This window comes from Streptomyces sp. HD (assembly GCF_028369295.1).
GTDB lineage: Bacteria > Actinomycetota > Actinomycetes > Streptomycetales > Streptomycetaceae > Streptomyces.
In genome coordinates, this window is record NZ_JAQMYP010000001.1 from 153,820 (window position 1) to 173,497 (window position 19,678).

Annotated in this window: 17 protein-coding genes and 1 pseudogene; 11 read left to right on the forward strand and 7 right to left on the reverse strand. The window is 71.0% G+C overall.

Features of this window, described 5'->3' with window-relative positions:
• Together POF73_RS00730 and POF73_RS00735 are read left to right on the forward strand one after the other, a co-directional pair.
• The gene (locus POF73_RS00730) at positions 1-348 is read left to right on the forward strand and encodes a sodium:proton antiporter (RefSeq protein WP_272112369.1); all 348 of its coding nucleotides are present in this window, start codon (positions 1-3) and stop codon (positions 346-348) included.
• Positions 348-2,108: a complex I subunit 5 family protein gene (locus POF73_RS00735; protein ID WP_272112370.1), complete on the forward strand. Its 1,761-nt coding sequence runs from the start codon at positions 348-350 to the stop codon at positions 2,106-2,108. Before POF73_RS00730 ends, POF73_RS00735 begins: the two co-directional genes overlap by 1 nt.
• Before the next feature lie 4 nt (positions 2,109-2,112).
• Here the strand turns inward: POF73_RS00735 and POF73_RS00740 are convergent, their stop codons facing one another.
• Positions 2,113-2,775 carry a DUF4230 domain-containing protein gene (locus POF73_RS00740; protein ID WP_272112371.1) on the reverse strand — a complete coding sequence of 221 codons (663 nt, stop codon included), beginning with the start codon at positions 2,773-2,775 and terminating at the stop codon, positions 2,113-2,115.
• Positions 2,776-2,919: 144 nt separating this feature from the next.
• On the opposite strand from POF73_RS00740, the gene POF73_RS00745 reads away from it, so the two are divergent.
• From POF73_RS00745 to tuf, 3 genes are all read left to right on the forward strand, one after another.
• A complete protein-coding gene (locus POF73_RS00745) occupies positions 2,920-4,110 on the forward strand; it encodes a cytochrome P450 (RefSeq protein WP_272112372.1) in 1,191 nt (396 codons plus the stop codon).
• Positions 4,111-4,211: 101 nt separating this feature from the next.
• A complete protein-coding gene (locus tag POF73_RS00750; protein ID WP_272112373.1) occupies positions 4,212-5,165 on the forward strand; it encodes a ribose-phosphate diphosphokinase in 954 nt (317 codons plus the stop codon).
• Between the two features lie 77 nt (positions 5,166-5,242).
• Positions 5,243-6,436 (forward strand): elongation factor Tu, encoded by a 1,194-nt coding sequence (gene tuf, locus POF73_RS00755; RefSeq protein ID WP_272112374.1) that lies wholly within the window; start codon positions 5,243-5,245, stop codon positions 6,434-6,436.
• Positions 6,437-6,462: 26 nt separating this feature from the next.
• On the opposite strand, the gene POF73_RS00760 is transcribed toward tuf, so the two are convergent.
• On the reverse strand, positions 6,463-6,843 hold the full coding sequence (locus POF73_RS00760; RefSeq protein ID WP_272112375.1) for an anti-sigma factor antagonist: 381 nt from the start codon (positions 6,841-6,843) through the stop codon (positions 6,463-6,465).
• 153 nt (positions 6,844-6,996) lie between these two features.
• Entirely contained in the window at positions 6,997-7,434 is a 438-nt protein-coding gene (locus tag POF73_RS00765) for a MarR family winged helix-turn-helix transcriptional regulator (protein ID WP_272112376.1), read from the reverse strand.
• 103 nt (positions 7,435-7,537) lie between these two features.
• On the opposite strand from POF73_RS00765, the gene POF73_RS00770 reads away from it, so the two are divergent.
• Together POF73_RS00770 and POF73_RS00775 are read left to right on the forward strand one after the other, a co-directional pair.
• A complete protein-coding gene (locus tag POF73_RS00770) occupies positions 7,538-8,989 on the forward strand; it encodes an aldehyde dehydrogenase family protein (protein WP_272112377.1) in 1,452 nt (483 codons plus the stop codon).
• A 25-nt stretch (positions 8,990-9,014) separates the two neighbouring features.
• Positions 9,015-10,121, forward strand: coding sequence for an NAD(P)-dependent alcohol dehydrogenase (locus POF73_RS00775; RefSeq protein ID WP_272112378.1), 1,107 nt, complete (start codon positions 9,015-9,017; stop codon positions 10,119-10,121).
• Positions 10,122-10,163: 42 nt separating this feature from the next.
• Here POF73_RS00775 and POF73_RS00780 read toward each other — a convergent pair whose 3' ends face one another.
• A complete protein-coding gene (locus tag POF73_RS00780; RefSeq protein ID WP_272112379.1) occupies positions 10,164-11,114 on the reverse strand; it encodes an NADP-dependent oxidoreductase in 951 nt (316 codons plus the stop codon).
• A gap of 71 nt (positions 11,115-11,185) precedes the next feature.
• Between POF73_RS00780 and POF73_RS00785 the strand changes: the two genes are divergently transcribed.
• The gene (locus POF73_RS00785; protein WP_272112380.1) at positions 11,186-12,139 is read left to right on the forward strand and encodes a GlxA family transcriptional regulator; all 954 of its coding nucleotides are present in this window, start codon (positions 11,186-11,188) and stop codon (positions 12,137-12,139) included.
• A gap of 595 nt (positions 12,140-12,734) precedes the next feature.
• On the opposite strand, the pseudogene POF73_RS00790 reads toward POF73_RS00785, so the two are convergent.
• Positions 12,735-13,887 (reverse strand): annotated as a pseudogene (locus tag POF73_RS00790) (PucR family transcriptional regulator ligand-binding domain-containing protein); the annotation flags it as partial.
• 147 nt (positions 13,888-14,034) lie between these two features.
• Between POF73_RS00790 and POF73_RS00795 the strand changes: the two are divergent.
• From POF73_RS00795 to POF73_RS00805, 3 genes are all read left to right on the forward strand, one after another.
• A complete protein-coding gene (locus POF73_RS00795) occupies positions 14,035-15,495 on the forward strand; it encodes a sodium:solute symporter (protein WP_272112381.1) in 1,461 nt (486 codons plus the stop codon).
• 66 nt (positions 15,496-15,561) lie between these two features.
• Positions 15,562-16,542: an agmatinase gene (speB, locus tag POF73_RS00800; RefSeq protein ID WP_272112382.1), complete on the forward strand. Its 981-nt coding sequence runs from the start codon at positions 15,562-15,564 to the stop codon at positions 16,540-16,542.
• The gene (locus POF73_RS00805) at positions 16,539-18,227 is read left to right on the forward strand and encodes a thiamine pyrophosphate-binding protein (RefSeq protein ID WP_272112383.1); all 1,689 of its coding nucleotides are present in this window, start codon (positions 16,539-16,541) and stop codon (positions 18,225-18,227) included. The genes speB and POF73_RS00805 overlap by 4 nt, the downstream gene beginning before the upstream one ends.
• 135 nt (positions 18,228-18,362) lie before the next feature.
• Here POF73_RS00805 and POF73_RS00810 read toward each other — a convergent pair whose 3' ends face one another.
• Positions 18,363-18,608 (reverse strand): hypothetical protein, encoded by a 246-nt coding sequence (locus tag POF73_RS00810; RefSeq protein WP_272112384.1) that lies wholly within the window; start codon positions 18,606-18,608, stop codon positions 18,363-18,365.
• A gap of 131 nt (positions 18,609-18,739) precedes the next feature.
• The gene (locus POF73_RS00815; protein ID WP_272112385.1) at positions 18,740-19,549 is read right to left on the reverse strand and encodes an endonuclease I family protein; all 810 of its coding nucleotides are present in this window, start codon (positions 19,547-19,549) and stop codon (positions 18,740-18,742) included.
• Between the last annotated feature and the right edge of the window lie 129 nt (positions 19,550-19,678).

The following is a 19,678-nucleotide window of genomic DNA, read 5'->3' on the forward strand; positions in this document are numbered from 1 at the left end:
ATGGACGTCCTGCCGTACCTCGTCGCCGTATGGATCTTCCTCGTCGGCTGCTACGGTCTCGCCACCAGCCGCAATCTGATCCACGCCGTCGGCTGCCTGTCCGTCTGCCAGTCCGCCACGTACGTCCTGCTGCTGGCCGTCGGCTACCGCGACGACGCCACCGCACCCGTCTTCTCCGACATCAAGCCCGGATCGCGCCCCGTCGTCGACCCGGTCGTCCAGGCCCTCGCCCTGACCGACGTGGTTGTCGGCGCGACCGTCACCGCCCTCCTGCTGGCGCTCGTCATCCAGGTCGCCAAGCGGCACGGCACCGTCGACCCCGACGAACTCTCCGAGCTGCGCGGCTGATGAACGACCTGCTCCCGCTGCTCGTCGCCGCCCCGCTCCTCGGCGCCGCCCTGCTGGTCGCGGGCGGACGCCGGGTGCCGCGTGTCCTCGCCGAGTCCGTGGGATGTGCCGTGTCCGCGGGGACCGCCGGGCTGGCGATCGTGCTGCTGCTGAACTCCTCGCCGCCGATGACCGAATGGGTCGGAGGCTGGACACCCGTCCAGGGCCGCAGCGTCGGCATCGTCCTGGTCGGGGACGGCCCGGGGCTGGGCATGGCGGCCCTGGCCTCCTTGCTGGTCCTCGCGGCACTGGCGTACTCCTGGCACTACTTCGACGAACCCCCGCGCCGGCACGCGGGCTCCTTCCCGGCGCTGCTGCTGCTCTTCCAGGCCGGCATGTGCGGGTTCTCGATCGCGGGCGACCTGTTCAACGCGTTCGTGTGGTTCGAGCTGATGAGCGTCGTCGCCTACGCGCTGACCGGCACCCGGGTCGAGGAGGCCAAGGCCGTGCAGGGCGCGCTGACCTTCGCGGTCGTCACCTCCCTCGGCGCGTACGCCATGCTGATGGGCGTCGCGCTGCTCTACGCCCGCACCGGCGAGCTGGCCATGGCCCAGATCGGCCGCGGCCTCGACGCGCACGGACCGCCGGACGCGCTGGTCCTCGCCGCCTTCGTCCTCGTCCTGACCGGCCTGCTCGTCAAGGCGGCCGCCGTCCCCTTCCACTTCTGGCTCCCCGACGCCCACGCCGTCGCCCCCACCCCGGTGTGCATGCTGCTGTCGGGCGTCATGGTCGAACTCGGGGTGTACGGCGTCTGGCGGGTGTACGGCACCGTCTTCGCCGGACCCGGCGGCATCCCGGCGGCCGACCTGGAGCGGGTACTGCTCGTACTCGGCGCGGTGACGGCGGCGATCGGCGCCGTCATGTGCTGGTACCAGCGGCACATCAAGCGGATGCTGGCCTACTCGACGGTCGCGCACACCGGGCTGTTCCTGATCGGCATCGGCGCGCTGACCCCCGAGGCCGACGACGGGGTCGCGCTGTACGTCCTCGGCCACGCCGGTGTGAAGGCCGCGCTGTTCGCCTGCACGGGCATCCTCCTGGACCGGTACGGGAGCGTCGACGAGCACGCCCTGCACGGCCGGGCCCGGGAACTGCGCGGCGTCGCCGTGCTGTACGCCCTGGGCGGACTCGCCCTCGCCGGACTGCCGCCCTTCGGCACGGGGTTCGGCAAGGCGGTCACCGAGGAGGCCGTGGGCGGCCCGCTCGTCGCGCTGTACGTCCTCGCGAGCGCCGTCACCGCCGGGGCCGTGCTGCGGGCCGCGGCCCGGGTGTTCCTCGGACTGGGCCCGGCGCCGGAGGACGACACCGAGTACGAGACGACCGGCGCCGGGGAGTGGCCCGAGACCCGGCACCGGCTCAGCCGGATCCCCGACACCATGACCGCCGTCCCCGCCGTGCTGCTCGCCGGGGCGCTGGCCGTCGGCGTGGCCCCCGGCTTCGGTGCGGTGGTCTCGCACGCCGTCAACGAGGCCGGGTCCGGCGGGGCCGTGGTGCCCGCACCGCACTGGAGCCCGGCCGGTGTGCTGCTGGACCTCGCCTCCACCGCGCTGGCCCTGGGGCTCGCCGCCCTGGCGGTCACCCGGCCGGGGCTGCTCGCCGCCCCGGACCGGGCGCTGCCGCTCAGGCGCCTGCAGTCCGGGCACGTCGGGGACTACGTGGCCTGGGTGCTGGTGGGCGCGACCGTGCTCGGGGCACTGGCGCTGCCCGGGCTGCTGTCCTGAGGCGTCAGGTCGCGTAGGTCACCTTCACCTCCTTGAAGCCGAGGGAGTGGAGCAGTCCTTCGAGCATGTGGGTGGTGTTGGTCTCCGCGCGAGCGGTCAGCTCGCTCTGCCGGGCGGCGTCACCGATGTGCCGCACCGCCAGTTTCTGCACGGCCTGTTCGCTGTTCGGATTGTCCGAGAACAGGTCGCCGAGGCGGTCGAGGAGACCGCGCTGCTTGGAGACTGCGTAGGAGCGGTCGGGGTCCAGGGACGGTTTGCCGAGGGCGGCGTGCGGCAGGCGCAGGGTGGCGGACGTACGGTCGCCGTTGACCGTGACGTCGTCCTCGCCGACCTTTCCGAGGTCGACATAGGCGTCCACGGTGCCCGCGCCGACGTACAGGGTGCGGGTGCCGCGGATCGCGTCGGGCAGGAACTTGGCGTCCTTCTCCAGGTCCACGACGATCTGGAAGTTGCCGGAGGCGGCGTCGTAGCGGCTCATGTCCTGGATGGACTGCAGCAGTGCGGGACCCGAGCGGTCGTTGGTCTCGGTGCCGAACAGATCCTTGAGACCGGGGATCACGCTCAGCCGGATCCCGGCGAAGAGGACGACGAGCACCAGCACTACGGCACTCACCGCCTTCGCCCAGCCGGGCATGCGCTTGTCGATGCGCTTGAGGGGAGTCGTCATGGCGACGTTCCTCCTTTCCTGTTCAACGAAGTACCCCCAAATCCCGTGCCGGACCTGTCCGTTGGCCGATTGCCGCCCCTGACTGGAGCAGGAGCGGCGCATTAGCGTGGGGGACTGTCCGTACCGGCGCGTCTGGAGACCCGGATGAGCGCAGACAGCACGTCCCGGCCACTGCCTCCCATGCATCGCATCAGCCTCCCCGAGCCCGGTCCGCCCCGGCCCGCCACTCTCGCCACCGGCACCCCGGTGTGGCTCGTGACCCGGTACGCCGAGGTGCGTCAGGTGCTGATGAGCCCGAAGTTCAACCGGAGTTCACTGCATGCGGCGGACGCCCCGCCGCTGCTCGTCGTACCGAATCTGCTGGACTCCCCGGACGGGCTTCTCAACCAGGACGGAACCGCCCACCAGCTGCTGCGCGGCACCGTGCAGCGGGCGTTCACGCCCCGGGCGATCGCCCGCTGGCGCCCCTGGGTCGCCTCCGTGATCGAGGCGCTCCTCGACGACTTCACCGAACAGCACCGCCCCGCCGACATCATCGAGGCGTTCACCCGCCCGCTTCCGGTCTCGGTGATCTGCCGGCTGATGGGCCTGGAGCACGTGGACCGCGAACGCATCCGGCACTGGGCCGACCACGCCCTGTCCGGCGGCGCCCATAGCGCGGCGGAAGTCGCCCTGGCCATGCGGGAGTTCGGGGAGTTCGCCGGTGAACTCGTGGCCGAACGGCGGACGTCCCCCGGCGACGACCTGGTGAGCGGGCTGGTCACGGCGGGGGACGACCTGGGGATCGACGAACGCCGGCTGGTCAGCCTGGTCTGCGGACTGGTCGTCGCCGGACACGAAACGACCATGACGGCCCTCGGCAACGCCGTCGTCTACCTCCTCACCGACGGACAGGCCGCCTGGAAAGGGCTCGCCGAGGACGGGGACGCCGCCGCCACCGCGGCCGAGCAGCTGCTGCGCACGATCCCGCTCAGCGAGGGCCGAGTCCTGCCCGGTCTGATCCGACGCGCCGTCGAGGACACCGAGATCGGCGGCGTACCGATCCCGGCGGGCAGTGTCGTCGCCGTCCAGACCAACGCCGCCGGCCGCGACCCGGACGTCTTCCCGCCCGGCGAACCCGACCTCTTCGCCCCGCTGACCGCACCCAGCATCGCCTTCGGCGCCGGCCCTCACCACTGCCTGGGGGCCTGGCTCGCCCGCATGGAACTCGAACTCGCCCTGCACCGCCTCGCCGCCCGCTTCCCTCATCTGCGCGCCGAGTTCACTCCCGAGACGATCGAGTGGCGGGAGGGACAGATGACGCGGAGTCCGCGCAGGTTGCCCGTGTCGTGGTGAGGTGATCGCCACACATCTCCGACCTCGGATGAGCCGCAACGTTTCTGCGCTGGTCAGTAGCATGTATCCGCCACCCGGAGTGATCATACGAGGAGCGGATCGTGCGAGAGATCGCCGTGTTCAGCGGCAGTGCCCACCCCGAACTGGCGGCGGAGGTCTGCGCTCATCTGGGGGTGCCGCTGAGCCCCACCCGGGTCAGCCGGTTCGCCAACGACTGTCTGGAAGTGCAGCTTCAGGCCAACTGCCGAGAGCGGGACGTCTTTCTGATCCAGCCGCTGGTCCGGCCGGTGCAGGAGCATCTCGTCGAGCTGCTGCTGATGTGCGACGCCGCGCGCGGGGCGTCGGCGCGGCGGATCACCGTCGTCATGCCGCACTTCTCCTACGCCCGCTCCGACAAGAAGGACGCGCCCCGTATCTCGCTCGGCGGGCGGCTCGTCGCCGATCTGATGGTGGCGGCCGGGGCGAGCCGGGTGCTCGCCATGACGCTGCACGCGCCCCAGGTGCACGGCTTCTTCACCGTGCCGGTCGACCATCTGCACGCGTTGCGTGAACTCGCCGCGCACTTCCGGCAGTACGACCTGACCCGTACGACGGTCGTGTCCCCGGACCTCGGCAACGCCAAGGAGGCCGCCGCCTTCGCACGGTTGATCGGCGCCCAGGTGGCCGCCGGCGCCAAGCAGCGGTTCGCGGACGACCGGGTCAGCATCAGCGCCGTCATCGGCGAGGTGGGCGGGCGCGACGTCATCGTCCTGGACGACGAGATCGCCAAGGGCAGCACCGTGCTCGAACTGCTCGACCGGCTGCGGGAGTTGGGGCCGCGGTCGATCCGAGTCGCCTGTACGCACGGCCTGTTCGCGTCCGGCGCGCTGAAGCGGATCGGTGAGCAGCCGGACGTACTGGAGATCGTGTGCACCAACACCGTGCCGATCCCGGCGGAGGAGCGCACCGAGAAGCTGCGGATACTGTCCATCGCCCCGGCGCTCGCCGAGGCGGTGCGCCGCATTCACAACGGGGAGTCCGTCAGCGCCCTGTTCGACGCGCCGGGAACCGAATAGACAGGACGTAGCGGAGCGAAGCTCGGCATCACCCGGATGCTCAGCTAGGCATCATCGGATGCTCAGGAGGGCTCGCCATGGCCAAGGCGAAGTTCGAACGGACCAAGCCGCACGTGAACATCGGGACCATCGGGCACATCGACCACGGGAAGACCACGCTCACCGCGGCCATCACGAAGGTGCTGCACGACAGGTATCCCGACCTGAACCCGTTCACTCCGTTCGACCAGATCGACAAGGCGCCCGAGGAACGGCAGCGCGGCATCACGATCTCCATCGCCCATGTCGAGTACCAGACGGAGCGCCGGCACTACGCCCACGTGGACTGCCCGGGGCACGCCGACTACATCAAGAACATGATCACCGGCGCGGCCCAGATGGACGGCGCGATCCTGGTCGTCGCCGCCACCGACGGGCCGATGCCGCAGACCAAGGAACATGTCCTGCTCGCCCGGCAGGTGGGCGTGCCGTACATCGTCGTCGCGCTCAACAAGACCGACATGGTGGATGACGAGGAGATCCTGGAGCTCGTCGAGCTGGAGGTGCGCGAGCTGCTGACGGAGTACGAGTTCCCGGGCGACGACGTCCCCGTCGTCAAGGTCTCCGCGCTCCGGGCCCTCGAAGGGGACCCGGCGTGGAGCCAGTCGGTCCTCGATCTGCTGGAGGCCGTCGACACGGCCGTCCCGGAGCCGCAGCGCGATGTCGACAAGCCGTTCCTGATGCCCATCGAGGACGTGTTCACGATCACCGGCCGCGGCACGGTCGTCACCGGCCGGATCGAGCGCGGCCGGCTGCTGGTCAACAGCGAGGTCGAGATCATCGGCATCCACGACCAGAAGACGAAGACCACCGTCACCGGCGTCGAGATGTTCCGCAAGCTCCTCGACGAGGGCCGGGCCGGTGAGAACGTCGGGCTGCTGCTGCGGGGCGTGAAGCGCGAGGACGTCGAGCGCGGCCAGGTCGTCATCAAGCCCGGATCGGTCACCCCGCACACGGAGTTCGAGGCGCAGGCGTACATCCTGTCCAAGGACGAGGGCGGCCGGCACACACCGTTCTTCCAGAACTACCGTCCCCAGTTCTACTTCCGTACGACGGACGTGACGGGCGTGGTCACCCTGCCGAAGGGCACCGAGATGGTCATGCCGGGCGACAACACGAGCATGCACGTCCAGCTGATCCAGCCCATCGCCATGGAAGAAGGCCTGAAGTTCGCCATCCGTGAGGGCGGCCGGACGGTGGGAGCCGGTCAGGTCACCAAGATCCTCAAGTAGCCGCCGTCACGCGTTGGCTGACGGTGTCATAACGTGCCGGACGTGGCCTCGGGCTGACCCAGGGCCGCGTCCGGCGTCGGATGCGGAGGCAGCAGCCGGGACAGGCCGGTGATCTTCAGTACGCGCAGGGTGAGCGGGTGGGTGCACACCAGATGCAGCTGCCCGCCGTGGTCGAGCACCCGGCTGCGCGCCCGGTAGAGCAGCCGCAGCCCCGAACAGTCGAAGAACTCGACGCTCCTGAGGTCGATCACGATCCGCGCGTCGGCGTGCGTCGTCACCCGGTCCAGATACGGGGCTATCTCCACCGCCGCGGCGATGTCGATCTCGCCGAGGAACTCCAGCACCAGGTGGTCCCGGTGCCGGTGGACGCGCAGATGCCGGCTCAACGGCGCAGGATCTTGCTGCACGACGACATCGCCTCCAACCTGTTCACTTGCGACGGGCTGCCCAAATCCAGTCCCCGCACTGCAAGTTACCCTCGATCGAGCGAATCTGAGCATGTTCGATTGACATATGTCTTCGAATTGCGACAGATGATTCGCGCGACGAGCGGGACGTGGCTACGACAGTGCGTGCCAGGCCTTGGAGAGTGCTTGGCGGAACTGCTCGGTCTGATGGGCCGTGAGGTCCCGCACCATCCGCTCCTCCAGTTCCCTCACCGCCCCCTCGTGCCGGTCGAGCAGCTCACGGCCCGCGTCGGTCAGCAGGATCAGCAGCTCCCGTCGGTTGCGCGGGTTGCGCTCCCGGCGGACCAGCCCCCGGGTCTCCAGGCTCCGGACGAGATCGGCGATCGACTGCGCCGTCACGAAGGAGTCGCGCGCCAGCTGCGCGGCCGACAGCCCGTCGTGGCGCTGCAGCACGGTGAGCGCCGTGTACTGCAGCGCGGTGATCCCGGACGGCCTGACCAGCTCGTCCAGGTGGGAGCGCACGACGAGCTCCACCTGCTTCACCATGTAAAGAAGCGAGGGCGGTGCCTTGGTTACCTGGGTGTCGAGCATGGGTTCAGCCTAGAGCATTGACAGGAAACCTGTCTGTAATGAGACTGCGGACCAACAGGAATCCTGTTTGTTGAAATCTTGGCGATGAGGCTGAGGAGTGGTGATGACCACCTTCGAGATCGAACCCGGTCGGTTGTTCATCGGGGGCCAGTGGCGCGAGGCCGCCGACGGAGCGCGTACCGAGGTGGTCGACCCGTCCCGGGGTGTGGTCCTCACCACCGTCGCGGATGCCGGTGCCGCCGACATGGACGCGGCCGTGTGTGCCGCGCGCGATGCCTTCGACGAAGGCGCCTGGTCCGGGCTGAGCGGCCGCGAGCGCGGCCGGGTGCTGCACCGGGTCGCCGAGCTGATCAGGGAGAACGCCGACGCGATCGCCGAGCTGGAGAGCCGCGACGTCGGCAAGCCGATCACGCTGGCCCACGCCGTCGACGTCACCAACGCGGCCAACGACTACGAGCACTTCGCGGCCCTCGCCCACTGCCTGGACGGCTCCATCCGCGACACCCCCCTGAACGCCCTCGCCTACGTCCGGCGCCGGCCGATCGGCGTGGTCGCGGCCATCACGCCGTACAACTTCCCGCTGATCCTGGCCGGTTCGAAGATCGCCCCCGCACTCGCGGCCGGGAACACGGTGGTGCACAAGCCGGCCGAGGAGACGCCGCTCAGCGCGCTGTTCATGGCCGAGCTCCTCAAGAAGGCCGGTGTCCCCGACGGTGTGGTCAACGTCGTCACCGGCGGTCCCGCGGCCGGTGAGGCGCTGCTGCGGCACTCCGGGGTGGACAAGGTCGCCTTCACCGGCTCGACCGCGGTCGGTCGGCAGGTCGCGGGCATCGCCGGTGCGTCCCTCAGGCCCGTCACCATGGAGCTCGGCGGCAACGCGGCTCATCTCGTCTTCGAGGACGCCGACCTGGAGAAGGCCGTCGGCGCGATCATCAAGGGCTTCGTCTTCAACACCGGGCAGTTCTGCATGGGCGGCCCGCGGCTGCTGGTGGCGCGGCAGGTCTACAGCACGCTGCTCGGCATCCTCGCCGACGCCGTGCCCGGCGTGCCGCTCGGCGACCCGAGGAAGCCGGAGACCGTCGTCGGCCCGATGGCGGGGGAGCGGCACCTGCGCAAGGTCGAGGAGTACGTCGACCTCGCCCGTAAGGAGGGCGGCCGGATCGTCTGCGGCGGTGAGCGGCTCGACCTCGACGGCGGCTACTACTACAAGCCGACCGTGATCGCCGACCTGCCCAACGACTCCCGCGTGATCCAGGAGGAGATCTTCGGCCCGGTCCTCACCGTCCAGCCCTTCGACTCAGAGGACGAGGCCGTCGCGCTCGCCAACTCCACGCCGTACGGCCTGGCCTCGGGCGTCCAGACCGGCAACCTGGCCCGCGCCCACCGGGTCGCCGACCGGCTGGCGGCCGGCATCGTCTGGGTCAACGACTGGGCGATGCTCGACCCCGCGGTGCCCTTCGGCGGTGTCAAGGACTCCGGGTTCGGCCGCGAGTACGGGCCCGAGGCGCTCGACGCCTACACCACCACCAAGTCCGTCGTCGTCTCGCTCGACTGAGCGCACCGTCAAGGAGATCCGATCGATGTCCATCCCCACCCGTGCCGCCGTCGTCGAGTCCGGCGGAGCGCCCTTCACCCTCTCCGACGTGCAGCTCGACGAACCCGGACCGCACGAGGCAGTCGTCCGCATGGTGGCGACCGGCCTGTGTCACACCGACCTCGGCGTGGCGAGCGGCGGACTGCCCTTCCCGCTCCCCGGCGTCCTCGGCCACGAGGGCGCGGGCGTCGTCGAGGCCGTCGGCCCGGCCGTGACCGGCGTCGCGCCGGGCGACCATGTCGTGCTGTCCTTCACCTCCTGCGGCGACTGCCGCAACTGCCGGGGTGGCCACCCCGCGTACTGCGCGACCTGGCTGCCGCTGAACCTCATCGGCGGCCGCCGGGCCGACGGCACCAGCACCATCAGCCGGGACGGCGAGGCCCTCGGCGGTCACTTCTTCGGCCAGTCCTCCTTCGCCGAGCGGGCGCTGGTGGACGAGCGCAGCCTGGTGAAGGTCGACCCCGAGGTTCCGCTGACCTCGATCGCCCCGCTGGGCTGCGGCGTACAGACCGGGGTCGGCGCCGTCTGGAACGTGCTGAAGCCGGTCACCGGCAGCACGGTCGTCGTCCTCGGCGCCGGAGCCGTCGGCCTGTCCGCCGTCATGGCCGCCGCGCTCACCCCCGCCACCAATATCGTCGCTGTCGACCGGGTCGGCGAACGCCTGTCGCTGGCAAAGGAGTTGGGCGCCACGCACACGGTCAACGCGGCCGAGGCCGACCTCGGCGAGGCGCTCGCCGGGATCACCGGCGGCCAGGGCGCCGACGGCGTCGTGGAGACCACCGGCAACGTCGGCGTCCTGCGCCAGGGCGTGGACGCGCTCGCCGCCCGCGGCACCCTGGTCGTCGTCGGCGCCCCGCCGTTCGGCACCGAGGTCGCCCTGGACGTCAACGGGCTGCTGGGTGGGAAGCGGGTCGTCGGCCTCACCCTCGGCGACGCCGAGACCCAGACCTTCATCCCGGCCCTGGTCCGGCTGGTCAAGGAGGGGCGGCTCCCGCTGCACCGCCTGATCAGCAGCTATCCGTTCACGGACATCGACCAGGCGGTGCGGGACATGGGCGCGGGCAAGGCGATCAAGCCCGTGCTCATGTTCTGAGCCGGCCCAGGTTCAGGCTCGCCTTCCGGTTCGCGTTCCGGCTCAGTCGACCGTCAGTACCAGCTTCCCCGCGGTCCGGCCGGTGTCGCCGAGCGCATGTGCCTCGGCGGCATCGGCCAGCGGGAAGGTACCGGCGATCGTGGGGCGCAGCTTCCCCGCGTCGACCAGCTCCGCGATCGCCTTCATCCCGCCGTGCGAGGAGTCGACCAGCATCCGCAGCGCCCGCACCCCGAGCCGCTCGGCCTCCTCGTAGAGGTCATCGGAACCCACCGGCAGGATCGAGACGACGATCCCGCCCGGGCGCAGCACCCGCAGCGAGCGCGTGGAGGTGTCGCCGCCGAGCGTGTCCAGGACGACATCGACGTCCTTCACGGCCTCGGTGAAGTCCGTCTCCCGGTAGTCGATTGCCTCGTCGACGCCGATCTCCCGCAGGAAGTCGTGCTTGGCCGCGCTCGCGGTGCCGATCACATACGCGCCCCGCGCCTTGGCGATCTGCACGGCCACGTGCCCGACCCCGCCGGCCGCCGCGTGGATCAGCACCCGCTGGCCCGCCCGCACGTCGGCGTACTCCACCAGGGCCTGCCAGGCGGTCAGCGAGACCAGCGGCAGCGCGCCCGCCTGCGTGTGGTCGATCGAGGCCGGCTTGTGCGCGAAGGCGCGGGCCGGCGCGGTGACGTATTCGGCGTGCGAGCCGTGGCCGTACGGGTACGACAGCATGCCGAAGACCTCGTCGCCGGGCTTGAAGCGGGCGACGCCGATACCGACCGCCTCGACCACGCCGGACACGTCCCAGCCCAGGACGAAGGGGGGCTCGCCCAGGAAACCGCCGGTCGCGCGGTGCTTCCAGTCGGTCGGGTTGACGCCGGCGGCGCGGACCCGCACCAGTACCTCGTTCGCGCGCGGCGTCGGGCGCTCGACTTCCACTTCCTCCAGAACCTCGGGACCGCCGAGGACGTCCTGGCTGATGGCTCGCATCGTGTTCACAGTGCTCATGGTGAACCAGCCTGCCGGGGGTCGGCGCGCTGGAAAATGGCACGATTGCCAACCTTCGATAGGATCGTGCCATGGCAGATACGGAGCGGGTCGTGGTGCTGGCCCTGGACGGCGTCTATCCCTTCGAGCTGGGTATCCCCAGCCGGATCTTCGGCGCGGCCGACGGCCGGTACGAGGTACTGACCTGCAGCGTCGACGGCCGCCCCGTGCACAGCAACGCGGACTTCACGATCGGCGTCCAGCACGGCCCGGAGATCCTCGCCACGGCCGACACCGTGGTCGTCGCCTCCATGGCGCCCGCGTACATCCCCACGGAGCTGCCCCCGCAGGTCGCCGACGCCCTCGCGCTGATCCGCCCGGACGCACGCATCGTGTCGATCTGCACCGCCGCCTTCGTCCTCGCCGCGGCGGGTCTGCTGGACGGCCGCAGGGCCACCACGCACTGGCACTCGACCGAGGCGTTGCGGCGCCTGTACCCGCTTGTCGACCTGGACCCGGACGTCCTGTTCGTCGAGGACGGCAGGATCCTCACGTCCGCCGGAGCCGCCGCGGGCGTCGACGTCTGCCTGCACATCGTGCGCACCGACCACGGCAGCGAGCTCGCCAACGCGGTCGCCCGGCGCTGCGTCGTACCGCCTTTCCGGGACGGCGGCCAGGCCCAGTACATCGAGCAGCCGGTCCCGGAGAGTGGCGCCGCGAGCACCGCGGCCACCCGCGCCTGGGCCCTGGAACACCTCGACGAGCCCCTCACCCTGACCGACCTCGCCGCGCAGGCCCGGATGAGCCTGCGCACCTTCGCCCGCCGCTTCAACGACGAGGTCGGCCTCAGCCCCGGCCGCTGGCTGATCCAGCAGCGCGTCGCCCGCGCCCGGCATCTGCTGGAGTCCAGCGACCTGTCGGTGGACCAGATCGCCGGCCAGGTCGGCTTCGCCACGGGCGCCTCCCTGCGCCAGCACCTGCACGCCGCGATCGGGGTGTCACCCCAGGCATACCGACGCACGTTCCAGACAGCGGCCGCCCGGTAGCAGCACGCCTCCGGACGGCGGCCGAACTGGTGGGCGCGCACCTGCCTGGCGGCTGCGTCACGTCGGCGGGCACCTTCCTGTCGGCCGCCTCACGTCAGGCGCACGCTTTCCTGACGGCCTCTCACAGCGGGCGCACGCCTCCCGGACGGCCGTTTCGTGTCAGGCGGGCCCCTCTCTGGCGGCCACCTCACGTGCGGCGCGCACGGTCCAGAGGGCGCCCGGCAGATCCGAACGTTCCCGCCCCGCGCCGCGTCGAAGGATCAAGGCAGCGGGGCGGACAAGGGGGGCGGACATGCGCGGTGGACTCGTGGCGGTGGCGGTGACGGTGGCAGCGCTGGTGGCGACGGCGGTCGTGGGGTGCGGTGCCGAGGAGGATCTGGTCGTGGGGGGGGGGGGGGGGGGCCCCCCCCCCCCCGCCCCCCCCCCCCCCCCCCCCCCCCCCCCCCCCCCCCCCCCCCCCCCCCCCCCCCCCCCCCCCCCCCCCCCCCCCACAAAACCCCCCCCCCCCCCCCCCCCCGTTTTTAATGATTCGGCGACCACCGAGATCTACACTCACAAGCCCTCGTCGGCAGCGTAAGATGTGTTTAACAGACAGGGACAGGGCCCGCCCCGCCTGGGGGTCCCGCCGCCGGCCAGTCCGGCGCCGACGCCGGGGCGCTGACGCCCAGGGTCCAGCCGGGCTGCGGGGCCGGTTCGCGGTCCGCCGGGACGAGGACGCGTACGACGTCCGGCGCCAGGTCGACCAGCGGGGAGCCGAGGGCCGCGCCCAGCGCCGAGGCCGCCACCGGGTCGCAGGGCCCGGCGTCGGGGCGGGCGTGCACCACGAGCCTGCTGCCCTCGCCCAGAAGAGGGGCGACCTCCTGCGGTTCGGCGCCGAGGAGCAGCCGTACGAGTGCCGAGGAGCGGGCCGCTCCCGAGCCGCTCTGCTGTTCGCCGGTGAGGAGGGAGAGGAGCACGGCGGCGACGGAGGCGATGGTGTGGTCGCCGGGGTCGCGGTGCGCGGCGGCGACCCCGAGGACGAAGCCGGGGCCGGCACCGAGGGCGTAGGCGGCCAGGTGGGTGCCCGCGGCGGTGTCGGTGGCGGACGTGGGTGTCCCCGGACCCGAGGGGCGTACGACCTCCGCGAGCTCGGCCAGCGCCCCGCCGGCCGTCCCGTCCGGCTCCCTCCCCGCCGACGCGACCTCCGCGCCCTCAAGGCCGTACAGCACCGCCCAGCCCGCCATCCGCTGAGCCAGCTGCCGCAGCACCGCCCGCACCGGATCCGGGCGGGCGGCCGCGGCGGCCAGGCTCTGCTGGGCCTCCGTCACGCGGCGCAGTTCGGCGTGCCGGGCCTGGGCCATCAGCTGCCAGACGGCGCGGGCCACGCCGGAGAAGGTGGTCTGCGGCGGGACCTCCAGCAGCGGCAGCTCGTAGGTGTCGCACGCCTCCACCAGCGCGCGCGGCACCGTGTCGTGCACGGGCGCGAGACCGAAGCCGAGTGCCGCGCCGCCCGCCGCGACGATCCGCGACACATAGTCGTCGAAGTACGTCCCCGACCCCGCCGCGTCCGGGATGTGCACCCCGGCCGACAGCAGGAGCTCACCGCCCAGCAGATACGGATAGGGGTCGGCCATCTCCGAGGTGTGCGCCCAGTGGATCACCGTGTCCGCGTCCGCCGGGCCGGCGATCTGGCGCAGGGCCAGGTCCGCACGGGCCAGGAGCGCCGCGAGCGGGACCGGTGGGGTGGGTGGAACGACCGGATCCGGCATGTGGATGTTTCCTCCAGTCACGCAGCCACGGATGGATGAAAAGTACACTTCGCAGTCGCTTTCCGGCCACCTAGTGTCGACGTCTGTCACCCCCAAGCGACTTTGTCACCCCCCGCGACTTCGAGCGTTCGATTGAGGGAGGTCCCCGTGGCCGTCGACTACACAGTCATCGTCGTCTACCTGGCCGGGATGCTGGCCATGGGCTGGTGGGGCATGCGCCGCGCCAAGTCCAAGAGCGAGTTCCTGGTCGCCGGACGACGGCTCGGGCCGACCATGTACTCCGGCACCATGGCGGCGATCGTCCTCGGCGGCGCGTCCACCATCGGCGGTGTGGGGCTCGGCTACCAGTACGGGCTCTCCGGCGCCTGGATGGTCTTCACCATCGGCCTCGGGCTCCTCGCCCTGTCCGTGTTCTTCTCCGCCCGCATAGCCCGCCTCAAGGTCTACACCGTCTCCGAGATGCTCGACCTGCGCTACGGCGGCCGGGCCGGTGTCATCTCCGGTGTCGTCATGTGGGCGTACACCCTCATGCTCGCGGTCACGTCGACCATCGCGTACGCCACGATCTTCGACGTCCTCCTCGACATGAACCGCACCGTCGCGATCGTCCTCGGCGGCTCGATCGTCGTCGCCTACTCGACGCTCGGCGGCATGTGGTCGATCACCCTCACCGACATGGTGCAGTTCGTGGTGAAGACCGTCGGCGTGCTCCTGCTGCTCCTGCCCATCGCCGTCGTCAAGGCGGGCGGGTTCGGCGAGATGAAGGCGCAGCTGCCGACCGAGTACTTCGACCCGCTGGGCATCGGCGGCGAGACGATCTTCACCTATGTCCTGATCTACACCTTCGGCATGCTCATCGGGCAGGACATCTGGCAGCGCGTTTTCACCGCCCGCAGCGACAGGACCGCCAAGTGGGGCGGCACCGTCGCCGGCACCTACTGCCTCGCCTACGCCGTCGCAGGTGCCGTCATCGGTACGGCCGCCAAGGTGCTCTACCCCGACCTCGGCAGCGCGGACGACGCCTTCGCGACCATCGTCAAGGACGAACTCCCCGTCGGAGTAAGGGGGTTGGTGCTGGCCGCCGCCCTCGCCGCGGTGATGTCCACGTCCTCCGGCGCGCTGATCGCCTGCGCGACCGTCGCCAACAACGACATCTGGGCGCGGCTGCGCGGCGTCATACGGCCCTCGGAGGAGCAGCACGACGAGGTGAAGGGCAACCGCGCCTTCATCCTCCTCATGGGCCTCGCCGTGATCGGTACGGCGATCGCGCTGAACAACGTCGTCGAGGCGCTGACCGTCGCCTACAACCTCCTGGTCGGCGGACTGCTGGTGCCGATCCTCGGCGGGTTGCTGTGGCGGCGCGGGACCGTGCAGGGCGCGCTCTCCTCGGTCGTCGTGGGCGGCGTCGCGGTGATCGCCCTGATGGCGACCCGCGGCATTCTGGCCAACGAGCCCGTCTACTACGGCCTGCTGGCTTCCCTTGCCGCGTACGTCGCCGTCTCCTTGATGACAAGGCCGACCGACGCGGCCGTACTCGCCGCCTGGCGTGAGCGTCTCGCCGGGCGGACCCCCGAACTCGCGTCCGAACCAGTCCCGGCTCGCCAGTAGAGTCGTAGGAAGATATCCCGCATACGCGATGAAGCGTATGAATCGCAGGAAAGAAGGCATTTCCAGATGACCAGCAACGAGACGCCCCGCGGCCCCGTCGACTCCTCCCGCATCCCGCGGTACGCCGGACCCGCGACCTTCGCCCGGCTCCCGCGCCTCGACGAGGTCGGCCGCGCCGATGTCGCCGTGGTCGGCGTGCCGTTCGACTCCGGCGTCTCGTACCGGCCGGGCGCCCGCTTCGGCGGCAACGCGATCCGCGAGGCGTCCCGGCTGCTGCGTCCGTACAACCCGGCGCAGGACGCGTCCCCCTTCGCACTGGCGCAGGTCGCGGACGGCGGCGACATCGCGGTGAACCCGTTCAACATCAACGAGGCCGTGGAGACGGTCGAGGCGGCGGCCGACGAGCTGCTCGGCACCGGCGCCCGCCTGATGACCCTCGGCGGCGACCACACCATCGCGCTGCCGCTGCTGCGCTCGGTGGCGAAGAAGCACGGCCCGGTCGCCCTGCTCCACTTCGACGCCCACCTCGACACCTGGGACACGTACTTCGGTGCCGAGTACACCCACGGCACGCCCTTCCGGCGCGCGGTGGAGGAGGGCATCCTCGACACCGAGGCGCTCTCCCACGTCGGTATCCGCGGCCCGCTGTACGGCAAGCAGGACCTCACCGACGACGAGAAGATGGGCTTCGGCATCGTCACGTCGGCCGACGTCTACCGGCGCGGTGCCGACGAGGTCGCCGACCAGCTGCGCCAGCGCATCGGCGACCGCCCGCTCTACATCTCCATCGACATCGACTGCCTGGACCCGGCGCACGCGCCCGGCACGGGTACGCCCGAGGCGGGCGGCATGACGTCGCGGGAGCTGCTGGAGATCCTGCGCGGTCTGGCCGGGTGCAACCTGGTCTCGGCGGACGTCGTCGAGGTGGCGCCCGCGTACGATCACGCCGAGATCACGTCGGTGGCCGCGTCCCACACGGCGTACGAACTGACCACGATCATGTCCCGCCAGATCGCGGCGGCCCGGAAGGACTCGGAAGCCAAGTGACTCACGACCACGACCTGGTACTCCGCCCCACCGCAGCCCAGACGGAGGCCGCGCTGAATCCGCCTCCCGGCCGCAACGGCGGAGACCTGGTCGTGGAGACACTGGCGGCCCTCGGCACGACGACGGTGTTCGGGCTGCCCGGCCAGCACGCCCTCGGCATGTTCGACGCGCTCCGGCGGTCCGACCTGCGCTACATCGGGCTGCGGGTGGAGAACAACGCCGGGTTCGCGGCGGACGCGTACGGCCGGATCACGGGCGAGGCGGCGCCGCTGCTGCTGTCGACGGGCCCGGGCGCGCTGACGTCGCTGTCCGCGCTCCAGGAGGCGGCCGCGGCGTCCGCTCCCGTCCTGGCGATCAGCAGCCAGGTCCCGACGGCGGGCCTGGGTGGCGGCCGGCACGGCTACCTGCACGAACTCCCCGACCAGGCGGCCTCGTTCCGGGGCGTGGTGAAGTCGGTCCACACGGTCCGCACCCAGTCCCAGATCCCCTCCGCGATCGAGGCGGCCTGGAAGTCGGCGCTGACGGCCCCGCACGGTCCGGTGTGGGTGGAGATCCCGCAGGACGTGCTGCTGGCCGAGACCTCTGTCCCGGTGGTGACGGGCGGCGACACGTTCCCGGACGAGCTGCCGCCGCGCCCCGAACTGACCGCCGTGGCCGCCGACCTGCTGTCGAAGGCGGCCCGCCCGGCGATCATCGCGGGCGGGGGAGTGGTACGGGCGGACGCGAGCGGCAAGCTGCGGCAGCTCGCCGAGCTGATCCAGGCCCCGGTGGTCACCACCCCCGGCGGCAAGGGGGCGTTCCCGTGGCAGCACCCGCTGTCACTCCAGTCGTGGATCGAGGACCGGTACACCACGGACCTCCTGGAGGACGCGGACGTACTCCTCGTCGTCGGCTCGGGCCTGGGCGAACTCTCCTCGAACTACCACACGTTCAAGCCCCGCGGCCGGGTCGTCCAGATCGAGGCGGACCTCGGCAAACTGGAGGCCAACCACCCGGCGCTGGGCATCCACGCGGACGCGCGCCTCGCCCTGCAGGCGCTGCTGGAAACGGTGGGCGAGCGCCCCGATCCGTCGGCGCCGGAGCGGGTGCGTGAGCTGCTCGCGAAGGTGACCGGCCGCATCGCCGGGCAGGAACTCACCCTGGAGCAGGATGTGTTGGCGTCGGTACGCCGCGCCCTGCCCGCCGACTCCCCGTCCTTCTGGGACATGACCATCCTGGCCTACTGGGCCTGGTCGGCCTTCGACGCCAAGGGCCCCAACCGCCTGCACTCCGCCCAGGGCGCCGGCGGCCTCGGCTACGGCTTCCCGGCGGCCCTCGGCGCGGCGGTCGCGGACCCGACCCGCCCGGTACTGGCGGTTTCCGGTGACGGCGGGGCCCTGTACTCGATCGCCGAGCTCGCCACCGCCCGCCAGTACGACCTGAACGTCACCTGGCTCATCGTCGACGACGGCGGCTACGGCATCCTCCGCGAGTACATGACGGACGCCTTCGGCAAGGCGACGGCGACCGAGCTGACTCGGCCGGACTACGTGGCGCTCGCCGAGTCCTTCGGCGTCCCCGGGGTCCGTACGACCCCGGAGACACTGGAGGCGGACCTCGCGAAGGCGCTGTCCGCGCCGGGGCCCTCAGTGGTCGTACTCCCGGCGGTGCTGCGGATGTTCGCGCCGACGCATCTGACGACGTGATGTCTCGGTGCGAGGCTTCAGTTGTGAATCCTCAGTGCGATGCCTCGGCGTGAAGCCTCAGTATGGTGCTTCGGTGTGAATCCTCAGTGTGGTGCTTCGGTGTGAGGCCTCAGTGTGGTGCTTCCGTGTGAAGCCTCAATGTGATGTCCCGGCGGTCTCGCGCGTGTCGTCGAGGTGGTCGCGGTCGTAGCAGGCGTCGTCCACCGCGGGGCCGGTCAAGGGCAGGGCGAACGGGACGATCGCGAGTGCCTCCCTGCAGAGGCTGGCCTCGGTGTAGCCGGCGATGTTGATACGGCCCCGGTCGCCGTTGTCTGCGTGGGCCGGGGCGGCGAGCGCGAGGGCTGCCATGGTGAGCGCGGCGAGCGCGCTGATCTTCTTCATGGCCGGGTCAACGGCATGGGATCGGCGCAGGTCACTCGGCTGCACAGGTGGTGACCGAGCGCGCCAGGGGCCGACGGTGCCCCTGGCCCGTCCACGGCGGCCGAACAGCCCGGTCGCCTACCAGGTGTCGCCTACCAGATCGCCTCGACCCACTCCGGGTGGTCGATGAACGGGTTGCGGTTGTGCTGGTAGGTGTCGTAGATGACCTCGTTGCGGCGCTCCTCGAAGGAGCTCGGCGGGTCCTCGTCGTTCCACTGCTTGAGGACGGAGAGCTTGCCGATGTAGGGGTTGCTGCCGTTGTTGACCTTCTCGTTGGGCTCAAGGTCGGGCCAGCTGTCGTCGCCCTCGTAGCGCACGGCCATGTAGAGGATCATGCGGGCCACGTCGCCCTTGTCCGCGTCGCGCGGCTCGAAGGAGTCGGAGTCGACGAGGCTGCCGCCGCCGTTGGTGACCGCGCTGCCGCCGTTGTCGAAGTCGAGGTTGCCGCGGATGCTGTTGACCTGGACGTCCGCGGGGCGCAGGTGGTGCAGGTCGGTGCCGGGGCCGATCGCCTCGCCGAAGTCGCCGTGGGACTTGGCCCAGGTGTGCTCGCGGTTCCAGTTGCCGGTGCTGCCGCCGTTGAGGGACTTGCTGCGGGAGACGCCGCTGTACAGCAGGATCACGTTGCTGCTGTTGTTCGGGTCCTGGTCGGTGGCCTTCAGCGCGTTCCAGACCGCCGAGTACGAGATCTTGGTCTGGTCGCTGATGATCGTGTGCAGCGAGTCCTTCAGTGCCGTGCCGGTCTTGCCGATCGCGTCGGCGTAGTACGTGTCGTCGTACTCCGTCGTGGTCGCGGCGGCCGGGGAGGCGGTGAGCGCGGGGGCCGTGAGACCGACCAGGACGGCGGCCGTCGTCAGCGCCACTGACTTCCAGTGGCGGTGGCGTATGTGTGTCGCCAGCATGTGGGGTGTCCCATCTACGCGGGTTGAATGGAGGCGGCACTCGGGAGAGTGACATGGACATGTGGGCATGTCCATGGCCTGAATGTGTCGATCAGGTGTCGTGAACCGGCATATCGCCCCTTGCCTACG